Source organism: Agrobacterium sp. NPDC058088 (genome assembly GCF_042885035.1).
In the GTDB taxonomy this organism is placed as follows: domain Bacteria; phylum Pseudomonadota; class Alphaproteobacteria; order Rhizobiales; family Rhizobiaceae; genus Agrobacterium.
Map to the genome: position 1 here is coordinate 211291 of NZ_JBHVSU010000004.1, position 18391 is coordinate 229681.

Below are 18391 nucleotides of genomic sequence, written 5' to 3' on the forward strand. Positions count from 1 at the left end.
ATGGGTATGTCAGCAGGTGGCAGCGGCGGCGGGTCCGGTGGACGCCGGGGTGGGCGCGGCGGACGACGCAGAGGCGGCGCGATCAGCGAGATCAACGTCACGCCGCTGGTCGACGTCATGCTCGTGCTGCTCATCATCTTCATGGTGGCCGCACCGATGATGACGGTCGGCGTGCCGATCGATCTGCCGCAGACATCCGCCAATGCGCTGAACTCGGACACGCAGCCGATCACGATTTCCGTCAACGCCAATGGCCAGATCCATTTGCAGGAAACGGAAATCCAGGCGGCCGAAGTGGCGGACAAGCTGCAGGCGATTGCCACGACAGGCTATAACGAACGCATCTTCGTGCGGGCGGATTCCGTTGCTGCCTATGGCGTCGTTGCGGACGTGATGGCGCGTATTCAGGCGGCAGGCTTCAAGAATATCGGCCTTGTGACCCAGCAGAAACAGGACAATTGACGTAAAGCGATGAAGGGCAGCCTTACCACATCCGCGATCGTGCACGCGTCGCTTCTGGCTTTCGCCCTTGTTTCCCTGGGCTCGCCGGAGCCTCTGGACGTGTCGCAGGCCGAGGCACTGCCGGTGGAGCTGGTGCCGATTGAGGAAATGACCCAGATACAGCAGGGCGACAAGAAGGCGCCGAAGGCCGAGAAGTCCGCCCCTGTTCCCACCACGCGGCCTGATATCATCGAGAATGCGCAGAATACCGGCAACAACACCGCCGATATCGAAGCGCCGCCGACGCCGACCACGAAGCCCAACGACAATATCGCAGCTGCCGCCCCGCCCAAACAGGAGAAGCCGCAGCCGGTTGTCGATACCAAGGCGAACGAGGTGAAGGAAATCGTCAAGGAAGAAACCTCGGCTCCCAAGCCGCAGGAAATGGCCGCCTTGCCGCAGACCAAACCCGAAATAACGCCGCAGCCGAAGACGGAACCACCGCCGCAGGAAACCAAGGCGGAAGAGCCGCCGCCGGCGACGCAGGAGCCGGCCGAAATTCCCGTGCCGCAGAACGTTCCACGCCCGAATTCCAGGCCCGAGCCGCCGAAGCCGGAAGAGCCGAAACAGGCTGAGACCAAGCCCGCCGAGCAAAAGCCGGCCGAAAAACCGGCCGAGAAGAAGCCCGATCAGGCAAAGTCCACGGACAAGCCTTCCGACAAGAAACCCGGCGAGAAGAAGCAGGAGACGGCAAAATCCGCTTCCTCGAAGGAAAGCGACTTCAATGCCGACGACGTTGCCGCGCTATTGAACAAGCAGGCGCCCTCCGGTGGCGGCGCGAAGCGCTCCACGCAGACGGCAGCCCTGGGTGGCAAGAAATCGACCGGCGGCTCGACGCTTAGCCAGACGGAAATGGATGCGCTCCGCGGTGCAATCCAGAAGAACTGGCAGATCATTCCCGGCATGGCGGATGCCTCGGACGTTCGCGTCCGGGTTACCATGAAGCTTGACCGTGATGGGTCCATCATCGGCAGGCCCGAGATCGAAGCAACGGGTGGTTCCGAGGGAACACGCCGTGCGCTTTCCGGCGGAGCCTATCGTGCCATCATGCGTTCTGCTCCGTTCACGAACCTTCCTGCCGACAAATATGATGCATGGAACGAAGTCGTCGTGAACTTCGATCCCAGTGAATTGCTATGAATGCTGAAAGGCCTGGCAACATGAAGATATTTTCGCCGATCCGGCTGGTGCTCGCTGTCGCGGCCCTCATGTCGGTTTTCTCCGCACCGGCTTTTGCGCGGGTGGAAATCAACATCAACAAGGGCAATGTCGAGCCGCTGCCCATCGCCATCACCGACTTCATGTCGAGCGACGGCATTGGCGCGCAGGTTTCGGCGGTCATCGCCGCCGACCTGCAGCGTTCCGGCCTCTTCGCGCCGGTCAACAAGAACGCCTTCATCGAAAAGATCAGCAATCCGGATCAGCAGCCGCGTTTTGAGGACTGGAAGGTCATCAATGCGCAGGCGCTGGTAACTGGCCGTGTAACGCGTGAAAGCGATGGCCGTCTGCGCGCCGAGTTCCGCTTGTGGGATACTTTTGCCGGCCAGCAGATGACCGGCCAGCAGTTCTTCACTCAGCCGGAAAACTGGCGTCGTGTTGCCCATATCATCGCTGACGCCATCTACGAACGCATCACCGGTGAAAAGGGCTACTTCGACACCCGTGTCGTTTTCGTCTCCGAAAGCGGCCCGAAGACGGCGCGCAAGCGTCAGCTGTCGATCATGGACCAGGACGGTTTCAACGTCCGCAACCTTACCAATTCGAACGACATCGTTCTGACGCCGCGTTTCTCGCCGAACCGTCAGGAAGTGACCTACATGTCGTTCGAAGGCCAGCAGCCGCGCGTTTACCTGTTACAGCTGGAAACCGGACAGCGTGAAGTTGTCGGTAACTTCCCCGGCATGACGTTCTCGCCGCGCTTCTCACCGGATGGACAGAAGGTCATCATGAGCCTGCAGCAGGATGGCAACGCCAATATCTACACCATGGACCTGCGCTCGCGTACCACGACGCGCCTGACGAATACGGCGGCGATCGATACCGCGCCTTCCTATTCGCCTGATGGTCAGCGTGTCGCCTTTGAAAGCGACCGTGGCGGCCGCCAGCAGATTTACGTCATGAATGCCGATGGTTCCGGCCAGCAGCGTGTGTCCTTCGGCGATGGTTCCTATTCCACACCGGTCTGGTCTCCGCGCGGCGATCTTATCGCCTTCACCAAGCAGTCGGGCGGCAAGTTCTCGATTGGCGTGATGAAGACCGACGGTTCGGGAGAACGCATCCTGACCAGCGGCTTCCACAATGAAGGCCCTACCTGGGCGCCCAATGGCCGCGTGCTGATGTTCTTCCGCCAGAATGCCGGCGCGGGCGGCCCGCAGCTCTATTCGATCGACCTGACGGGCTATAACGAACAGCTCATCAAGACGCCGACCTTCGCTTCGGACCCGGCATGGTCGCCGCTTCTGGACTGATATGACTGCCATGACGGCGCCGGACCCATCCGGCGCCGTCATGTTTTACGCATGCCATACGGGAAACCGCCTCTTTCTTGCCGCAAAGTGTTGTGAGGGAGCAAAAAAGTGGGACGTTTCCTTTCTGTTAACCATAAGCGTTTGCCGGCTATTAACCGCGATCAGTTAGTGTCTGGCAACGTTATTGAAATCCCAAGGAGAGACCGGCGATGAGCCGTACAAACATTTCGGCACTCAGCCCCATGCAGAAACTGGCCCGTAACCCCGCTGTCATCGCCATGACGCTCGCGCTTGCTCTCGCAGGCTGCGCGAAGAAGAATATGCCGAACAGCGCCGGTGAACTCGGCCTCGGCGGCGCGGGCTCCGCAAAGCCGGGCTCCCAGCAGGACTTCACGGTCAATGTCGGCGACCGCATCTTCTTCGACACCGACTCTACCTCGATCCGCGCCGACGCCCAGCAGACCCTGCAGCGCCAGGCTCAGTGGCTGGCGCGTTATCCGAACTACGCCATCACCGTTGAAGGCCACGCCGACGAGCGCGGTACACGCGAGTACAACTTGGCGCTTGGCGCCCGTCGCGCCGCCGCAACCCGTGACTTCCTGGCCTCCCAAGGCGTTCCGGCGAGCCGCATGAAGACGATCTCCTACGGCAAGGAAAAGCCGGTCGCGGTTTGCGACGACATTTCCTGCTGGTCGCAGAACCGCCGCGCCGTGACGGTTCTCGGTGGCGCGGGCATGTAATTGCCTGACGCGATTGTGATCTTGAATGGAAGGCGGTCTTCGGGCCGCCTTTTGTTTTTTTCATAGTTTGGCCGAAGTTAAGTTGCTTTTTCGGTTGATATGGAAAAAATCCGGGTGGCATCATCCCGATGCAAATCAGTTAAGGCAGGACGAATGAGATGAAGAAACTTGTCGTGGCGGGAATGCTGGGGCTTGCAGCCTGCACCGGCTTGAGCGGCACTGCCGTTTCGGGTCCGCTGTTCGGTGCGGGGGGTAGCTTCGGCACGTTCAATTCTCAGCAGGCCCCGGTTATCCGGGTTCAGGCCAATGAAGCCTATAAGGTTCAGCAGCTTGAAGAACAGATCCGGCAGCTCAACGGCCGTATCGAAGAAATGAGCTTCCAGCTTCTGCAGATGCAGGAAACGATCCGCAAGGCGCAGGAAGACAACGAGTTCCGCTTCCAGGAACTGGAGGGCGGCAATGCCGGCGGCAAGGGTGCAAGCCCGACCGCTGCACCGAAAAAGAAGGCGGAAGCCAGTCCGGTCAATCCGGCCACGCCGCCGACCGACGACGTTGCAACGATCATCGAAACGCCACCCCAGGGTGGCGCTTCCGTTTCCCCGTCTGCTCCTTCCACTGCCCAGACGGGCGCGCCGGGTGAGACGACGCTTGGCTCCATCGAGCTCGATTCCCGCGGCATGCCTGTCGGCGGTACGCTCAATTCTGGCGCCAACAATTCTTCCGGCAGCCTTCCGGGCGTGACGACCGGCAACGGCACGCGCAAGACCGATCCGGTCAATACGGCGGCGCTGACCAGCGAGGGCGATATCTATCAGGCCGCCTATGGCCATGTGCTTTCCGGGGACTACAAGCTGGCGGAACAGGGTTTCCAGCAGTATCTGCAGGGTTACCCCAAGGGCACGAAAGCCGCGGATGCGAGTTTCTGGCTGGGCGAAGCGCAATATTCGCAGGGCAAGTTCAACGAGGCGGCGAAGACCTTCCTCAACGGCCATCAGACCTATGGCAAGTCTCCGAAGGCGCCGGAAATGCTGATGAAGCTCGGCATGTCGCTTGCCGCTCTGGACAATACTGAAACCGCCTGCGCCACGCTGCGTGAGGTGCCGAAGCGTTATCCCAATGCCTCGAAGACCGTGCTGGGCAAGGTTGCCAGCGAACAGAAGCGGTTGAGCTGCTGATTTTTCCTGCGTCGCGGGTGTTCCATGTCGGTTGATACCCGCACTCCCAATGAAGAGACAATTGCGCCGCTTGCGGCGGCGAGGTCTTTTGTCGGACGCTTCCGCAAACCCACCCATATTCTCGTTGCAATCTCAGGCGGCAGCGACTCCACCGGCCTGTTACTGGCGTTACAAGAAGCAAAAGCGGTTGGTGGTGACGATTTGCGATTTTCCGCCGTTACCGTGGATCATGCGCTGAGACCCGAATCGGGCGATGAGGCGCGCACGGTTGCCATGCTTTGCGCCGAACTCGGAATTCCCCACACCATACGCCGATGGGATGGCGTCAAACCGGCCTCCGGCCTTTCCGCGGCGTCCCGACTTGCGCGTTATCGCCTGATTGCCGATGTTGCCCGCGAGATCGGCGCCGATCTTGTTGTGACGGGACATACGATCGGGGATCAGCGCGAAACCGTGGCGATGCGCGCCGCCCGCAGCGCCGGCAGCGACAATCTCGGCCTTTCCGGCATGGCGGATGCGGTCTTATATGATGCACATCTCTGGATCATGCGGCCATTCCTCGCCTGTGAGAGGCAGGCGATCCGCGATTACGTGTCGTCACGCTCACGGCATTGGCTGGATGACCCGAGCAACGAAAATACGAGATATGAGCGTGTTCGTGTGCGCCAGACGCTGCCTCACGCTCCAATGTTGCTTGACGAATGCGCCGCCGTCAGACGGCGGTCGCTTTCCGAAAGAACGGCCGTTTTCCTGCGCGAACATGCGCAGGTTTTTCATGCCGCCCTCGCCAGACTGGCGAGCGATTGTGTCAATCCCGATCTTCCAGAGTTTCGGCATGGGCTGGCGGCATTGATCGCCACACTGGGTGGCAGAGCTTATTTTCCGGCGGCAAGCAGCATGGAGCGCGTTCTGCATTTTCTCAAGACAGGTGAAAACGGGCGGATGACGGTCGGTCGGGTTCTGCTCGACCGCAGGCGGGACGGGCTTTATATTTTCCGCGAGCAGCGAAACTTGCCGCAGCTTCGCATCGAGCCTCACGGCCAGTCCGTTTGGGATGATCGTTTCCTGGTGAAAAACGGAACGGACTTTCCAATCGATGTCCTGGCGGACAGGGCGGGTGACGCTGCTCGGGTCGTAGAACTCTTTCATTCGACACCTGCCGGGGTGGCGAAACCGGTAATGGCGGGTCTGCCGCAAATTGCCGGAGCGGGCGAAGGGCGAGTCTCGATGCCAGAGGTCACCATCACGCCTAGGTTTGCGCCTTTCGATCTTTTTCTTCCGCGTTTCGACCTTGAGTTGGCGAATGCAATTGCCAATTTATTCGGTCGCCCGGCTTATCCACAGCCCCCGGTTTAAATCCGGCCTCTTTTTCGTGAATTGCCTTGGAATAGTTTTTACACCAAAACGCATCAGAAAATGCGCTTTGCCTTGGCAACGGCATATGTCGTCCTTATGTTAGGGGCACATAATGGCGGGCAGCAGATATGTCCGTGTGAGTTCGGGGAGTTCGATGAACCCAAATTTCAGAAATTTCGCCTTGTGGGCCGTGATCGCCCTCTTGCTGATCGCGCTGTTCAGCATGTTCCAGACGTCGCCGACGCAAACGGGTTCGCGGGAGATTCCGTATTCCCAGTTTATTCGCGACGTGGATTCCGGGCGAGTTCGCGACGTGACCGTCACCGGTAACCGGGTTCTTGGAACCTATACCGAAAACGGCACGGCCTTTCAGACCTATTCCCCCGTTATCGACGACAGCCTGATGGAGCGCTTGCAGAGCAAGAACGTCACCATCGTGGCGCGTCCCGAAAGCGATGGATCCTCCGGTTTCCTGAGCTATCTCGGCACGCTTCTGCCAATGTTCCTCATTCTCGGTGTCTGGCTGTTCTTCATGCGTCAGATGCAGGGTGGTTCGCGCGGCGCGATGGGCTTTGGCAAGTCCAAGGCCAAGCTTCTGACGGAAGCGCATGGTCGCGTAACGTTTGACGACGTTGCCGGTGTGGACGAAGCCAAGCAGGATCTTGAGGAAATCGTTGAATTCCTGCGTGACCCGCAGAAGTTCCAGCGCCTCGGCGGCAAGATTCCGCGCGGCGTGCTGCTTGTTGGTCCTCCGGGTACCGGTAAGACGCTTCTCGCGCGCTCCGTAGCAGGCGAAGCCAATGTGCCGTTCTTCACGATTTCCGGTTCGGACTTCGTGGAAATGTTCGTCGGCGTCGGCGCAAGCCGCGTGCGTGACATGTTCGAGCAGGCCAAGAAGAATGCGCCTTGCATCATCTTCATCGACGAAATCGACGCCGTCGGTCGCCATCGCGGTGCCGGTCTCGGCGGCGGTAACGACGAGCGCGAACAGACGCTGAACCAGCTGCTGGTCGAAATGGACGGTTTCGAGGCGAATGAAGGCATCATCCTCATCGCCGCCACCAACCGTCCCGACGTTCTCGACCCGGCACTTCTGCGTCCCGGCCGTTTTGACCGTCAGGTCGTTGTGCCCAACCCGGACATCGTCGGCCGTGAGCGTATCCTCAAGGTGCATATCCGCAACGTGCCGCTCGCTCCGAATGTCGATCTCAAGGTTCTGGCTCGCGGTACCCCCGGTTTCTCGGGTGCCGATCTGATGAACCTCGTCAACGAAGCTGCCCTCATGGCCGCCCGCCGCAACAAGCGCGTGGTCACCATGCAGGAATTCGAAGACGCCAAGGACAAGATCATGATGGGTGCGGAGCGCCGCTCTTCCGCCATGACCGAGGCCGAAAAGAAGCTGACCGCCTATCACGAAGCCGGTCATGCCATCACCGCACTGAAGGTTGCCGTGGCCGATCCGTTGCACAAGGCAACGATCATCCCGCGCGGCCGTGCACTCGGCATGGTGATGCAGCTGCCGGAAGGCGACCGCTATTCCATGAGCTACAAGTGGATGGTGTCGCGCCTTGTGATCATGATGGGTGGCCGCGTTGCCGAGGAACTGACCTTCGGTAAGGAAAACATTACCTCGGGTGCGTCGTCTGATATCGAGCAGGCCACCAAGCTTGCCCGCGCCATGGTCACGCAATGGGGCTTTTCCGATGCGCTCGGCCAGGTCTCCTATGGTGAAAACCAGCAGGAAGTTTTCCTCGGCCATTCGGTCTCGCAGTCGAAGAATGTTTCCGAGGCGACGGCGCAGACCATCGATACGGAAGTTCGCCGCCTGATCGACGAGGCCTACAGCGAGGCGCGCCGCATTCTGACGGAAAACCACGATGGTTTCGTTGCGATTGCCGAGGGTCTGCTTGAATATGAGACCCTGACGGGTGACGAGATCAAGGCCCTGCTGAGGGGTGAGAAGCCCGCCCGCGATCTAGGCGACGATTCTCCGGGCAGTCGTGGTTCGGCGGTGCCGAAAGCCGGCGCCAAGAAGGACGGTCCCAGTGAAGTGAAGGGTGACGGCGAAGCAAAGGGCGACGGCGAGGCCGAGGGCGGCATGGAGCCGCAGCCGCATTGATCGACCGCGCATGTTAGAAATTGTAAAAGGCCATCCGAGTTTCCGGGTGGCCTTTTCATTTTGGTAACAAGATATAAGCCATTTTTGCGGTAATTTACGTGCTGTTTATCGTGGTTTGTGGCATCTAGCCAAAAACGCTTCCGGCTGTTTTCAGCTTATGCCGGAATGCCCGAGAGATTTGGAGTTCAAATGGCACGCCGTTATTTCGGAACCGATGGTATCCGCGGACAATCGAACGTCTTCCCCATGACGCCTGATCTGGCGATGCGGGTGGGCATTGCCGTCGGGACGATTTTCCGCCGCGGCCATCACCGCCATCGCGTCGTCATCGGCAAGGATACGCGGCTTTCCGGCTATATGCTGGAAAACGCCTTGGTTGCCGGCTTCACCGCAGCCGGCCTTGATGTCTTCCTGCTTGGCCCCATCCCGACGCCAGCCGTTGCCATGCTGACCCGCTCGCTGCGCGCCGATATCGGCGTCATGATCTCGGCCTCGCACAACCCATTTTCCGATAACGGCATCAAGCTTTTTGGCCCCGATGGCTACAAGCTCTCTGACGAGCTGGAACTGGAGATCGAGGATCTTCTCGACAAGGATATTTATGCCCAGCTGGCCAAGCCGGCCGAAATCGGCCGCGCCAAACGCGTTGATGGCGACATCTACCGTTATATCGAATTCGTCAAACGCACCCTGCCGCGCGACGTGACGCTGAGCGGGCTCAGGATCGCCATCGACTGTGCCAATGGTGCCGCCTACAAGGTGGCGCCCGCGGCGCTCTGGGAACTGGGTGCGGAAGTCGTCACCATCGGCAATGAGCCGAACGGCATCAACATCAACCTCGAATGTGGTTCCACCCACCCGGAAGCCCTGCAGAAAAAAGTACATGAAGTAAGGGCCGATATCGGCATCGCACTCGATGGCGATGCGGATCGTGTCATCATCGTTGATGAGCGCGGTGAGATCGTTGACGGTGACCAGCTGATGGCTGTCATCGCCGATAGCTGGGCCGATGACAACACGCTGCGCGGCGGCGGCATCGTCGCGACCATTATGTCCAACCTTGGCCTGGAGCGGTTCCTTGGCGACAAGGGTCTCACCCTTGCCCGCACCAAGGTTGGTGACCGTTATGTGGTCGAGCATATGCGTAACCACAATTTCAACGTCGGCGGCGAGCAGTCCGGCCATATCGTGCTCTCGGATTACGGCACGACGGGCGATGGCCTCGTTGCGGCTTTGCAGGTTCTCGCCAAGGTCAAGCGCTCCGGCCTTACGGTCAGCGAAGTCTGCCGCAAGTTCGAGCCCGTGCCGCAGCTTCTGAAGAATGTGCGTATCTCCGGCGGCAAGCCGCTGGAAAACCCGGTCGTGTTGCAAGCAATCGCCGATGCGGAAAGCGCGCTGGCCAACAATGGTCGCCTCGTCATCCGCCCTTCCGGCACGGAGCCGTTGATCCGCGTCATGGCGGAGGGCGACGACAGCGCGAAGGTGGAAAAGATCGTCAACGATCTGGTCGGCGTCATCTCCAGCGCTCGCTCGGCCGCGTGAATTATCGCGACAGTAACGAAAGACAAAAGCCGGCCTTCAGCCGGCTTTTTCTTTGAGTGTTTGCTAATAAATATAGTGAATGAGCGTGGTTAATCGGGACTTAACCATTTTACGTCAATCTTCACGACTGAACAGTTCACTGGCATCTGCTGCCGAAAACGCACGTGCCTCTTCTGGAGTGGAAGTCATGAAAAACGCCCTGGCCGGATTTCTGGCCGTCCTGCTGACCGGCACCAGCGCGATCGCTGCCGATCTTTATCAAGCCGAGCCCGCACCGGCGTATGTCGATCCACCCGAGGTTACTGTTACCCAGGCGAGCGGCTGGTATCTGCGCGGCGACGTCGGTTATTCCTTCAACAAGCTGCGCGGTGCTCACTATTATCAAGGTGGCCCGGGTGGTTATTTGCAGGATTTCGAGACTGCAAAAATCAAGGATAGCTATAACATTGGCGCTGGCGTCGGTTATCAGTTCAATAATTATTTCCGCAGTGATCTGACCTTCGACTACATGGGAAAATCCGATTTCCGTGGCTCCACCCGTGGATTCTGTGGCAATGGCGCGCCCTGCGTTTCCACCGATCTGGCCGCGTTGCGCGCCTACACACTGATGGCGAATGCTTATGTCGATCTCGGCACCTATGGTCGCGTCACGCCTTATGTCGGTGGCGGCGTTGGTGCGTCCTACGTGAAGTGGGACAAGCTTCGTAACACCTCCTGCGCAACGGACGGCTCCGGCTATTGCGATGAGACGACCGAACACGGCGGTCGTGGTAAGTGGCGCTTCGCTTACGCCCTGATGGCCGGCGCCTCCATTGACGTTACCTGTAACCTCAAGGCTGATATCGGTTACCGCTTCCGCCACATCAACAAGGGCGACATGTTCGCTTACGAGAACAACGGTGGCCCCGGTCGTGATAAGGGCCTCTATTCGCACGAAGTACGTCTCGGCGGCCGTTATGTCTTCAACGGTTGTGATACCGCGCAATACATGCCGCCTGCCGATATTCCGCTGCAGCCTGCCGTTTATAAATAAACGTCACGCACCGCTGGTAGTTTCAGACCGTTCGCATCCTTCGGGTTGCGGGCGGTTTTGTTTTACCGGCATCTGACGCCGCGCATGACGCATATGGACCAAGATTCTTCTGCGCAGCGACATATTCCGCTTGACTGGGATCGGCGAGAGGAATAGCAACGGCGTCAGGACACTCCACCCTAACGTGGAGCGCCTATCTGGAAGGGTAGTCAAATGACAGATATAGTGAAGCCGGACCTCCGTCCGGGCAATACGCATTTTTCTTCTGGTCCCTGCTCGAAGCGTCCCGGTTGGTCGCTAGATGCTCTCTCCGATGCACCGCTCGGTCGCTCGCATCGCGCCAAGGTTGGCAAAGCCAAGCTGAAGCAGGCCATCGATCTCACCCGTGAAATCCTGAATGTTCCCGCCGATTATCGCATCGGCATCGTTCCCGCATCCGACACCGGCGCCGTTGAAATGGCGCTTTGGTCGCTGCTCGGCGAACGTGGCGTCGATATGCTCGCCTGGGAAAGCTTCGGCGCCGGCTGGGTTACAGACGTCGTAAAGCAGCTGAAGCTGAAGGACGTCCGCAAGTTCGAGGCCGATTACGGCTTGCTGCCGAACCTTGCCGAAGTCGATTTTGACCGCGACGTCGTTTTCACCTGGAATGGCACGACCTCGGGCGTCCGTGTTCCCAACGCCGATTTCATTCCCGCCGACCGCAAGGGCCTGACCATCTGCGACGCCACCTCGGCTGCTTTCGCACAGGACATGGACTTTGCGAAACTCGACGTTGTCACCTTCTCCTGGCAGAAGGTTCTGGGCGGCGAGGGCGGCCATGGCGTCATCATCCTGTCGCCGCGCGCCGTTGAGCGTCTGCTCAGCTACGCACCGGCATGGCCGCTGCCGAAAATCTTCCGTATGGTTTCCGGCGGCAAGCTGATCGAAGGCATCTTCACCGGCGAGACCATCAACACGCCGTCCATGCTTTGCGTTGAGGACTATATCGACGCGCTGCTTTGGGCGAAGAACCTCGGTGGCCTGAAGGCGCTGATCGGCCGTGCCGATGCCAACGCCAAGGTTATCTACGACTTCATCGAGAAGAACGACTGGATCGCCAATCTGGCCGTGAAGCCGGAAACCCGCTCCAACACCTCCGTCTGCCTGAAGATCGTCGATCCCGAGGTGCAGGCGCTGGATGCAGCCGCGCAGGCTGATTTCGCCAAGGGCCTTGTCGCCCTGCTCGAAAAGGAAAATGTCGCCCTCGATATCGGAGCTTACCGTGACGCACCCTCCGGTCTGCGCATCTGGGCCGGCGCGACCATCGAGACGGCGGATATGGAAGCCGTCATGCCATGGCTCGCCTGGGCGTATGAGACGCAGAAGGCAACGCTTTCCAAGGCCGCGGCCTGATTTTGATACCGGCCCTGCCATCATGCAGGGCCGCGCATTCCCCATTCGCACATTTCCATCCCTTCCTCCAAGGAGCCCGTGAACCATGGCACCTCGCGTACTCGTATCCGACGAACTGTCGGAAACCGCCGTCCAGATTTTCCGTGATCGTGGCGTTGAAGTTGATTTCCAGCCGAAGCTCGGCAAGGACAAGGACAAGCTGGCCGAAATCATTGGCAATTACGATGGCTTGGCCATCCGCTCTGCCACCAAGGCAACCGAAAAGCTGATCGAAGCAGCGACCAATCTGAAGGTCATCGGCCGCGCCGGCATCGGCGTCGACAATGTTGACATCCCGGCTGCCTCGCGCCGCGGTATCATCGTCATGAACACGCCTTTCGGCAACTCCATCACAACGGCAGAACACGCGATTGCGCTGATGTTCGCAGTTGCCCGCCAGCTTCCGGCAGCCGACAGCTCCACGCAGGCCGGCAAGTGGGAAAAGTCGAAATTCATGGGTGTCGAAATCACCGGCAAGACGCTCGGCGTCATCGGTGCGGGTAACATCGGTTCCATCGTCTGCTCGCGTGCACTTGGTCTCAAGATGCATGTTCTTGCCTATGACCCCTTCCTCTCGCCGGAGCGAGCGCAGGAAATGGGCGTCACCAAGGTTGAGCTGGACGAATTGCTGGCCCAGGCCGATTTCATCACCCTGCATGTTCCGATGACCGACAAGACACGCGGCATCCTGAATGCCGAGAATCTGGCCAAGACCAAGAAAGGCGTGCGTATCGTCAACTGCGCCCGTGGTGGTCTGGTGGATGAGGCAGCCCTTGCCGAAGCCATCAAGTCCGGCCATGTCGCCGGCGCCGGTTTTGACGTTTTCGAAGTCGAGCCCGCCACCGAGAGCCCGCTTTTCGGCCTTCCGAACGTTGTCTGCACGCCGCATCTTGGCGCTTCGACCACGGAAGCACAGGAAAACGTTGCCCTGCAGGTTGCCGAGCAGATGTCGGATTATCTCGTCAAGGGTGCCGTCTCCAACGCCATCAACATGCCGTCGATCACGGCTGAAGAAGCGCCGCGTCTGAAGCCGTTCATCCGTCTCGCGGATGTTCTTGGGTCTTTCGTTGGCCAGGTGCAGGAAAGCGCCACCAAGGAAATCGAAATCCTTTATGACGGTGCAACCGCCAACATGAACACGAAGGCGTTGACCAGTGCATTGCTGGCCGGCCTCATCCGCAGCCAGGTTGCCGATGTGAACATGGTTTCGGCCCCGGTCATGATCAAGGAGAAAGGCATCATCCTTTCCGAGGTGAAGCGTGACAAGACCGGCGTTTACGACGGCTACATCAAGCTGACGGTGAAGACGGAAAACCAGATCCGCTCGGTTGCCGGCACGGTGTTCTCGGATGGCAAGCCGCGCTTCATCCAGATCAAGAACATCAATATGGATGCCGATGTCGGATCGCACATGATCTACATCACCAATACGGACGTTCCCGGCATGATCGGCTTCATGGGTACCACGCTCGGCGAGGCTGGCGTCAACATCGCCAACTTCCAGCTCGGACGTGAAAAGGAAGCTGGCGACGCCATCGCGCTGCTTTATGTTGACGGCCCGGTTTCCGAAGAGGTGCTGGACAAGCTGCGCGCCAACCCGGCCATCCGCCAGGTCAAGCCGCTGACGTTTAACGTCGACTGATCTATCGTTCCTCCCAAGGGGACAATAGGAACCGGTGCAGGGGAAACCCTGTGCCGGTTTTTGCTTTCCAGTTGTCATTGTTGCGGCTTTTGCTATCTGGATCGCGCTTTGGTTGCATATCACAAAAAATTTAAGCCGAGTGGTCTAAAAATGATGATCGTGAGTTGCTATATCGGCTTGCGAGATGCCGCTCATGGGAGGGTGGCCAACAGGAGATAACGATGTTTGCTGCCTTTCGGCGCTTCAAGGGTTTGTTCGCAGTCGCCGCGCTTGGTATCGCGGTGTCTTTTGTGGCGGTTGATATGGCAGAGGCACGTCGCGCCAGCGGCGGTTTCGGAAGCCGTGGCACGCGGACCTATTCCGCTCCGCCTTCGACCAGCACTGCGCCCGGCCAGACTGCGCCGATCAACCGCAGCATGACACCCAATACCAATCAGGCGGCACCGAGCGCTGCTCAGCCGGCACGTCCCGGCGCACAGGCGCCGCAGCAAAATCGTGGCCTTTTCGGCGGCATGATGGGTGGTTTGATGGGCGGCCTGCTGATGGGCGGTCTGTTCGGCATGTTGCTGGGTGGCGGTTTTGGTGGCATGGCCGGTTTCTTCGGCATGCTGCTGCAGGTGGCCCTTATCGGTCTTCTTGTCATGTTCGCGATGCGCTTCTTCGCTTCGCGCCGTCAGGGGCAACCGGCCTATGGCTCGGCAGGCGGCTCGCAGCGCACGGACAATTCCGGTTCCTCCTTTAACGGTGGCTCACAGGCGGGTCCTCCCGCATCCTCATTCAAGATTCCGAAGATCGGCGCGCTTGCGGGTGCTGCGGGCGGCGCAGCTGCGGCCACGGCCAAGCCGGTGACGCATGCCAATGCCGTGTCCGAAGGCGATGAAATCGGTATTACCCAGGGTGACCTCGAAACCTTCCAGAAAATGCTGGAAGACGTCCAGTCTGCCTATGCCGCCGAGGACTACGGCACGTTGCGCAAGCTGACGACGCCCGAAGCCATGTCTTACCTCGCCGAAGAACTAAGCGACAATGCCACCAGTGGCGTGAAAAACGACGTCCGTGATGTGACGCTGTTGCAGGGCGATGTCGCCGAAGCCTGGCACGAAGAGGGCCAGGACTATGCAACGGTGGCCATGCGTTACTCCGCCATCGACATCATGCGCGATCGTACCTCGGGCAAGGTTATCGAGGGTGACGAGCACAAGCCTTCCGAAGCGGTGGAAATGTGGACCTTCGTGCGCCGTGGCGGCAACGACAATTGGCAGGTAGCCGCCATTCAGGCCGCCGCCTGAGGAATCACCCGCTTTGTTAGAGTTTGAGCAGCCCGGAGCTTGATTGCTTCGGGCTTTTTCCTGCCGGGCCGGTTCCCTCGATCGACAAGAACGCTCGACAAAATTTTACCAATGACATCTCGGCTCGCGATTGCCCCGGCTTTTCGCTTCGCACTGCTATGCAAGGCTTTACAGCCTCCAAGCTGAGGCATATCACCCACGCATGGCTGATTCCTTCACGGAATCGCCTTTTTTCATTCATCGGGCATTCAGTCCCCGCGTCCTAACCACGGTCTGTACACGTCAATGTGACTTTTTGCGCCGGTTCTAAACCGCTTTGGAAAGGGAACCTCAGGCGCAAAACAGCGTTGACAATCCAATTCCCGGCCCGCCTCCCGCAAGCCGGGCTGGGTGGCTGGGCAATGCTGGCCCTGCGAGAACGGAGAGCTATCGAGATGAAACGCTTTGACCTGATCGACGGGATGCGTGGTTACTTCCTCGTTTTCATGCTGATCAACCATCTGGTGTTTGCCGGCGGCTTCTGGCTGGTGGAAATCAATCACCGGCAGTTTGCCTTTGTCGAGGACGCGCAGGGCTTTGTGTTCCTATCCGGTCTTCTGATCGGCATGGTCTATGCGCGCAAGATGATGAAATATGGCTATGACGCCGGCAAGCAGATGATCTGGAACAGGGCGATGGAGCTCTATCGTTATGCGATGGGCCTCGTTATTGCCGTGCTCTTCTTCCGCATGGTCATCCCGCATGCACCCTATATCTGGTACAACTGGCTTGGCATGACGTCGTTTGACGACCCGCTGCGTCTCGCAGCTATTGCGACATTCCTCTTCCAGCCGACCTTCATGGATATTCTGCCGCAATATATCGTCTACATGCTGTTTGCGCCGATCCTTGTTAAGCTCTGCCTCGACGGCAAGTGGGCCTATGTCATGGCAGGTTCCCTGCTGGTCTGGATGGCCGGTCAGCTCGGCCTGCAGCAGATAGTCACCACCCCGCTCAACGAGCTCGTCAAGGGTGCGGACGAGCAGGGCATCCGTGTCAGCTTTAACCTGCTTGGCTGGCAGCTGGTGTTTTATTCAGCGCTGGTGATGGGCGCGATGACGGCGCAGAACCGCATTCCGTGGAAGGCGATCTTCTCGCCGCAACGTACGTGGCTGCCAAAGGCCGCGCTGCTTATCTGCCTGTTCTTCATGCCGCTGCGCATCGCCACGGCGTGGGGCCTGATGCCTGAATTCATGATGGGCAAGTTCTCCACCATGGAAATCCGCGCCGATTTCGGCCCGGTCTACCTCATCAACTTCCTTGCTGTCGGTGTCGGCCTGACCTGGCTGGTGATCGCCGGTCCGATGCATCACCGTCCGATCGTGCGCTCGATCGCAGAAGGCGTGATCTGGGTGCTGTCGCTGAAGTTCCTGCAATTGCTTGGCCGCCATTCGCTCCAGGTCTATGTCTGGCATGTGGCTATCGTCTATGCCGTCTATTATCTGGATGGCCGCACGGCGGAACTTTCGCAGCTGAACAAGACATTGATCGCCTTCACGGCTATCGGTCTATTGGCTTTGCCAGCCCTGTGGCGGGAACGCGACAAGTGGTTCGGCAGCAGCGGCCAGAAGACGGCCGGTGCCTGAAGGCCTGCCATAATCCGAATCTGGTGGCTTTACGGGGCGGTTTTCCGCCCCGTACTTGCGCGCGCGGCCATTCCTTTCTATATGCAGCCCTTAAATCCGCAGGATGGCGAGGCAAGACGGCCTGATTGATGGCCAGTGTCCCCGCGTGGCGGATGACCGACAGGCGGCGGGGCCTTTACCCCCGTTATGACTGACGATGGGAAAAAACGTGAATACGCTCGATTTTGACAAGAGGCCGGAAGATACCCGGATCGTTGTCGCCATGTCCGGTGGCGTCGATTCTTCAGTGGTGGCCGGTATCCTCAAGCGCGAGGGCTATGATGTCCTCGGCATTACGCTTCAGCTTTACGACCATGGTGCTGCCGTGCACCGCGCCGGCTCCTGCTGCGCTGGGCAGGATATCGACGATGCGCGCAGGGTCTGTGAAACGCTCGGCATTCCGCATTATGTGCTGGATTACGAAGCGCGGTTCCGCGAAACCGTCATCAACCCCTTTGCCGAAGCCTATGCGATGGGCGAAACGCCGATCCCCTGTGTTGCCTGTAACCAGACCGTAAAATTCGCCGATCTGCTCGCCACCGCCCAGGAACTGGGTGCCGATGCACTGGCGACCGGTCATTACATCCGATCGCGCCCCAATCCCGTTGCCGGCCAGCCGGGGCGGCGTGCGCTTTACCGCCCGATCGACAGTGATCGTGACCAGAGCTGGTTCCTGTTCGCCACGACGCAGGAGCAGATCGACTACCTGCGCTTCCCGCTCGGTGGCCTCTCCAAGGCCGAAACGCGGGCGCTGGCGGAAGAGATGGGGCTGGTGGTCGCCAAGAAGGCCGACAGCCAGGACATCTGTTTCGTGCCGCAGGGCAAATATACCGATATCATCAACAAGCTGAAGCCGAATGCGGCTCTGGCAGGTGATATCGTGCATCTCGATGGCCGCGTGCTCGGCCGCCACGATGGCATCGTACATTATACCATCGGCCAGCGCCGCGGCATCGGCGTTGCGACAGGCGAGCCGCTTTACGTCGTACATCTCGATGCGCGCGGCCGCCGGGTCATTGTTGGCCCACGTGAGGCGCTGGAAACCCGCCGCGTCTATCTGCGTGACATGAACTGGCTGGGTGACGGCGAACTGGCCGTCGACGCCGGGCAGGGCTTCGCCTGTTTCGCAAAGGTACGCTCCACCCGTCCGCCGACGGAAGCTGTGCTGCATGCGGATGAAAACGGCATCTATGTGGATCTGATGACCGGTGAGGCGGGCGTCGCCCCCGGCCAGGCCTGCGTGCTCTATTCTGCGCCGGGAGCGGACGCCCGCGTCTACGGCGGTGGCTTCATCGACCGCTCGGAACGCTCGGCTGATGCCGAGGCATCGCTGAAGGCGCTTCTGGAAAAGCCGGTTGCCGCCTGAAACAATTCGCTTTTTGCAGCGATGCGGAAAGCGAATTTTTTGCGCATCTTGCGCTTGACACTTTG

Annotated in this window: 14 protein-coding genes; all 14 read left to right on the forward strand. The window is 59.5% G+C overall.

What is annotated here, in order from left to right; all coding sequences use genetic code 11:
• Window positions 1-462 carry a protein TolR gene (gene tolR / locus ACFVTJ_RS14150; RefSeq protein ID WP_004445732.1) on the forward strand — a complete coding sequence of 154 codons (462 nt, stop codon included), beginning with the start codon at window positions 1-3 and terminating at the stop codon, window positions 460-462.
• Window positions 463-471: 9 nt separating this feature from the next.
• Entirely contained in the window at window positions 472-1641 is a 1170-nt protein-coding gene (locus tag ACFVTJ_RS14155) for a hypothetical protein (RefSeq protein WP_386908361.1), read from the forward strand.
• A 20-nt stretch (window positions 1642-1661) separates the two neighbouring features.
• Window positions 1662-2969 (forward strand): Tol-Pal system beta propeller repeat protein TolB, encoded by a 1308-nt coding sequence (tolB, locus tag ACFVTJ_RS14160; protein WP_269710730.1) that lies wholly within the window; start codon window positions 1662-1664, stop codon window positions 2967-2969.
• A 209-nt stretch (window positions 2970-3178) separates the two neighbouring features.
• Entirely contained in the window at window positions 3179-3709 is a 531-nt protein-coding gene (gene pal, locus ACFVTJ_RS14165) for a peptidoglycan-associated lipoprotein Pal (RefSeq protein WP_386908362.1), read from the forward strand.
• A 158-nt stretch (window positions 3710-3867) separates the two neighbouring features.
• The gene (gene ybgF, locus ACFVTJ_RS14170) at window positions 3868-4884 is read left to right on the forward strand and encodes a tol-pal system protein YbgF (RefSeq protein ID WP_386908364.1); all 1017 of its coding nucleotides are present in this window, start codon (window positions 3868-3870) and stop codon (window positions 4882-4884) included.
• Between the two features lie 24 nt (window positions 4885-4908).
• The gene (tilS, locus tag ACFVTJ_RS14175) at window positions 4909-6240 is read left to right on the forward strand and encodes a tRNA lysidine(34) synthetase TilS (RefSeq protein ID WP_386908366.1); all 1332 of its coding nucleotides are present in this window, start codon (window positions 4909-4911) and stop codon (window positions 6238-6240) included.
• 154 nt (window positions 6241-6394) lie between these two features.
• Entirely contained in the window at window positions 6395-8359 is a 1965-nt protein-coding gene (gene ftsH, locus ACFVTJ_RS14180; RefSeq protein WP_386908367.1) for an ATP-dependent zinc metalloprotease FtsH, read from the forward strand.
• A 189-nt stretch (window positions 8360-8548) separates the two neighbouring features.
• Entirely contained in the window at window positions 8549-9901 is a 1353-nt protein-coding gene (glmM, locus tag ACFVTJ_RS14185) for a phosphoglucosamine mutase (RefSeq protein ID WP_386908369.1), read from the forward strand.
• A gap of 187 nt (window positions 9902-10088) precedes the next feature.
• Window positions 10089-10934, forward strand: coding sequence for an outer membrane beta-barrel protein (locus tag ACFVTJ_RS14190; RefSeq protein ID WP_386908371.1), 846 nt, complete (start codon window positions 10089-10091; stop codon window positions 10932-10934).
• 213 nt (window positions 10935-11147) lie between these two features.
• On the forward strand, window positions 11148-12326 hold the full coding sequence (locus ACFVTJ_RS14195) for a phosphoserine transaminase (protein ID WP_386908373.1): 1179 nt from the start codon (window positions 11148-11150) through the stop codon (window positions 12324-12326).
• A gap of 85 nt (window positions 12327-12411) precedes the next feature.
• Window positions 12412-14007 carry a phosphoglycerate dehydrogenase gene (serA, locus tag ACFVTJ_RS14200; protein ID WP_174036991.1) on the forward strand — a complete coding sequence of 532 codons (1596 nt, stop codon included), beginning with the start codon at window positions 12412-12414 and terminating at the stop codon, window positions 14005-14007.
• A gap of 221 nt (window positions 14008-14228) precedes the next feature.
• Entirely contained in the window at window positions 14229-15296 is a 1068-nt protein-coding gene (locus tag ACFVTJ_RS14205; protein ID WP_386908375.1) for a Tim44 domain-containing protein, read from the forward strand.
• A gap of 434 nt (window positions 15297-15730) precedes the next feature.
• Window positions 15731-16921 (forward strand): OpgC family protein, encoded by a 1191-nt coding sequence (locus tag ACFVTJ_RS14210; RefSeq protein WP_386908377.1) that lies wholly within the window; start codon window positions 15731-15733, stop codon window positions 16919-16921.
• A 208-nt stretch (window positions 16922-17129) separates the two neighbouring features.
• A complete protein-coding gene (gene mnmA / locus ACFVTJ_RS14215; RefSeq protein WP_386908378.1) occupies window positions 17130-18326 on the forward strand; it encodes a tRNA 2-thiouridine(34) synthase MnmA in 1197 nt (398 codons plus the stop codon).
• Window positions 18327-18391 lie beyond the last annotated feature (65 nt).

What these genes read in the sequence shown, in the direction of transcription:
- tolR (WP_004445732.1), top strand. Translation starts at nt 1, where the DNA reads ATGGGTATGTCAGCAGGTGGCAGCGGCGGCGGGTCCGGTGGACGCCGG.
- ACFVTJ_RS14155 (WP_386908361.1), top strand. Translation starts at nt 472, where the DNA reads ATGAAGGGCAGCCTTACCACATCCGCGATCGTGCACGCGTCGCTTCTG.
- tolB (WP_269710730.1), top strand. Translation starts at nt 1,662, where the DNA reads ATGAAGATATTTTCGCCGATCCGGCTGGTGCTCGCTGTCGCGGCCCTC.
- pal (WP_386908362.1), top strand. Translation starts at nt 3,179, where the DNA reads ATGAGCCGTACAAACATTTCGGCACTCAGCCCCATGCAGAAACTGGCC.
- ybgF (WP_386908364.1), top strand. Translation starts at nt 3,868, where the DNA reads ATGAAGAAACTTGTCGTGGCGGGAATGCTGGGGCTTGCAGCCTGCACC.
- tilS (WP_386908366.1), top strand. Translation starts at nt 4,909, where the DNA reads ATGTCGGTTGATACCCGCACTCCCAATGAAGAGACAATTGCGCCGCTT.
- ftsH (WP_386908367.1), top strand. Translation starts at nt 6,395, where the DNA reads ATGAACCCAAATTTCAGAAATTTCGCCTTGTGGGCCGTGATCGCCCTC.
- glmM (WP_386908369.1), top strand. Translation starts at nt 8,549, where the DNA reads ATGGCACGCCGTTATTTCGGAACCGATGGTATCCGCGGACAATCGAAC.
- ACFVTJ_RS14190 (WP_386908371.1), top strand. Translation starts at nt 10,089, where the DNA reads ATGAAAAACGCCCTGGCCGGATTTCTGGCCGTCCTGCTGACCGGCACC.
- ACFVTJ_RS14195 (WP_386908373.1), top strand. Translation starts at nt 11,148, where the DNA reads ATGACAGATATAGTGAAGCCGGACCTCCGTCCGGGCAATACGCATTTT.
- serA (WP_174036991.1), top strand. Translation starts at nt 12,412, where the DNA reads ATGGCACCTCGCGTACTCGTATCCGACGAACTGTCGGAAACCGCCGTC.
- ACFVTJ_RS14205 (WP_386908375.1), top strand. Translation starts at nt 14,229, where the DNA reads ATGTTTGCTGCCTTTCGGCGCTTCAAGGGTTTGTTCGCAGTCGCCGCG.
- ACFVTJ_RS14210 (WP_386908377.1), top strand. Translation starts at nt 15,731, where the DNA reads ATGAAACGCTTTGACCTGATCGACGGGATGCGTGGTTACTTCCTCGTT.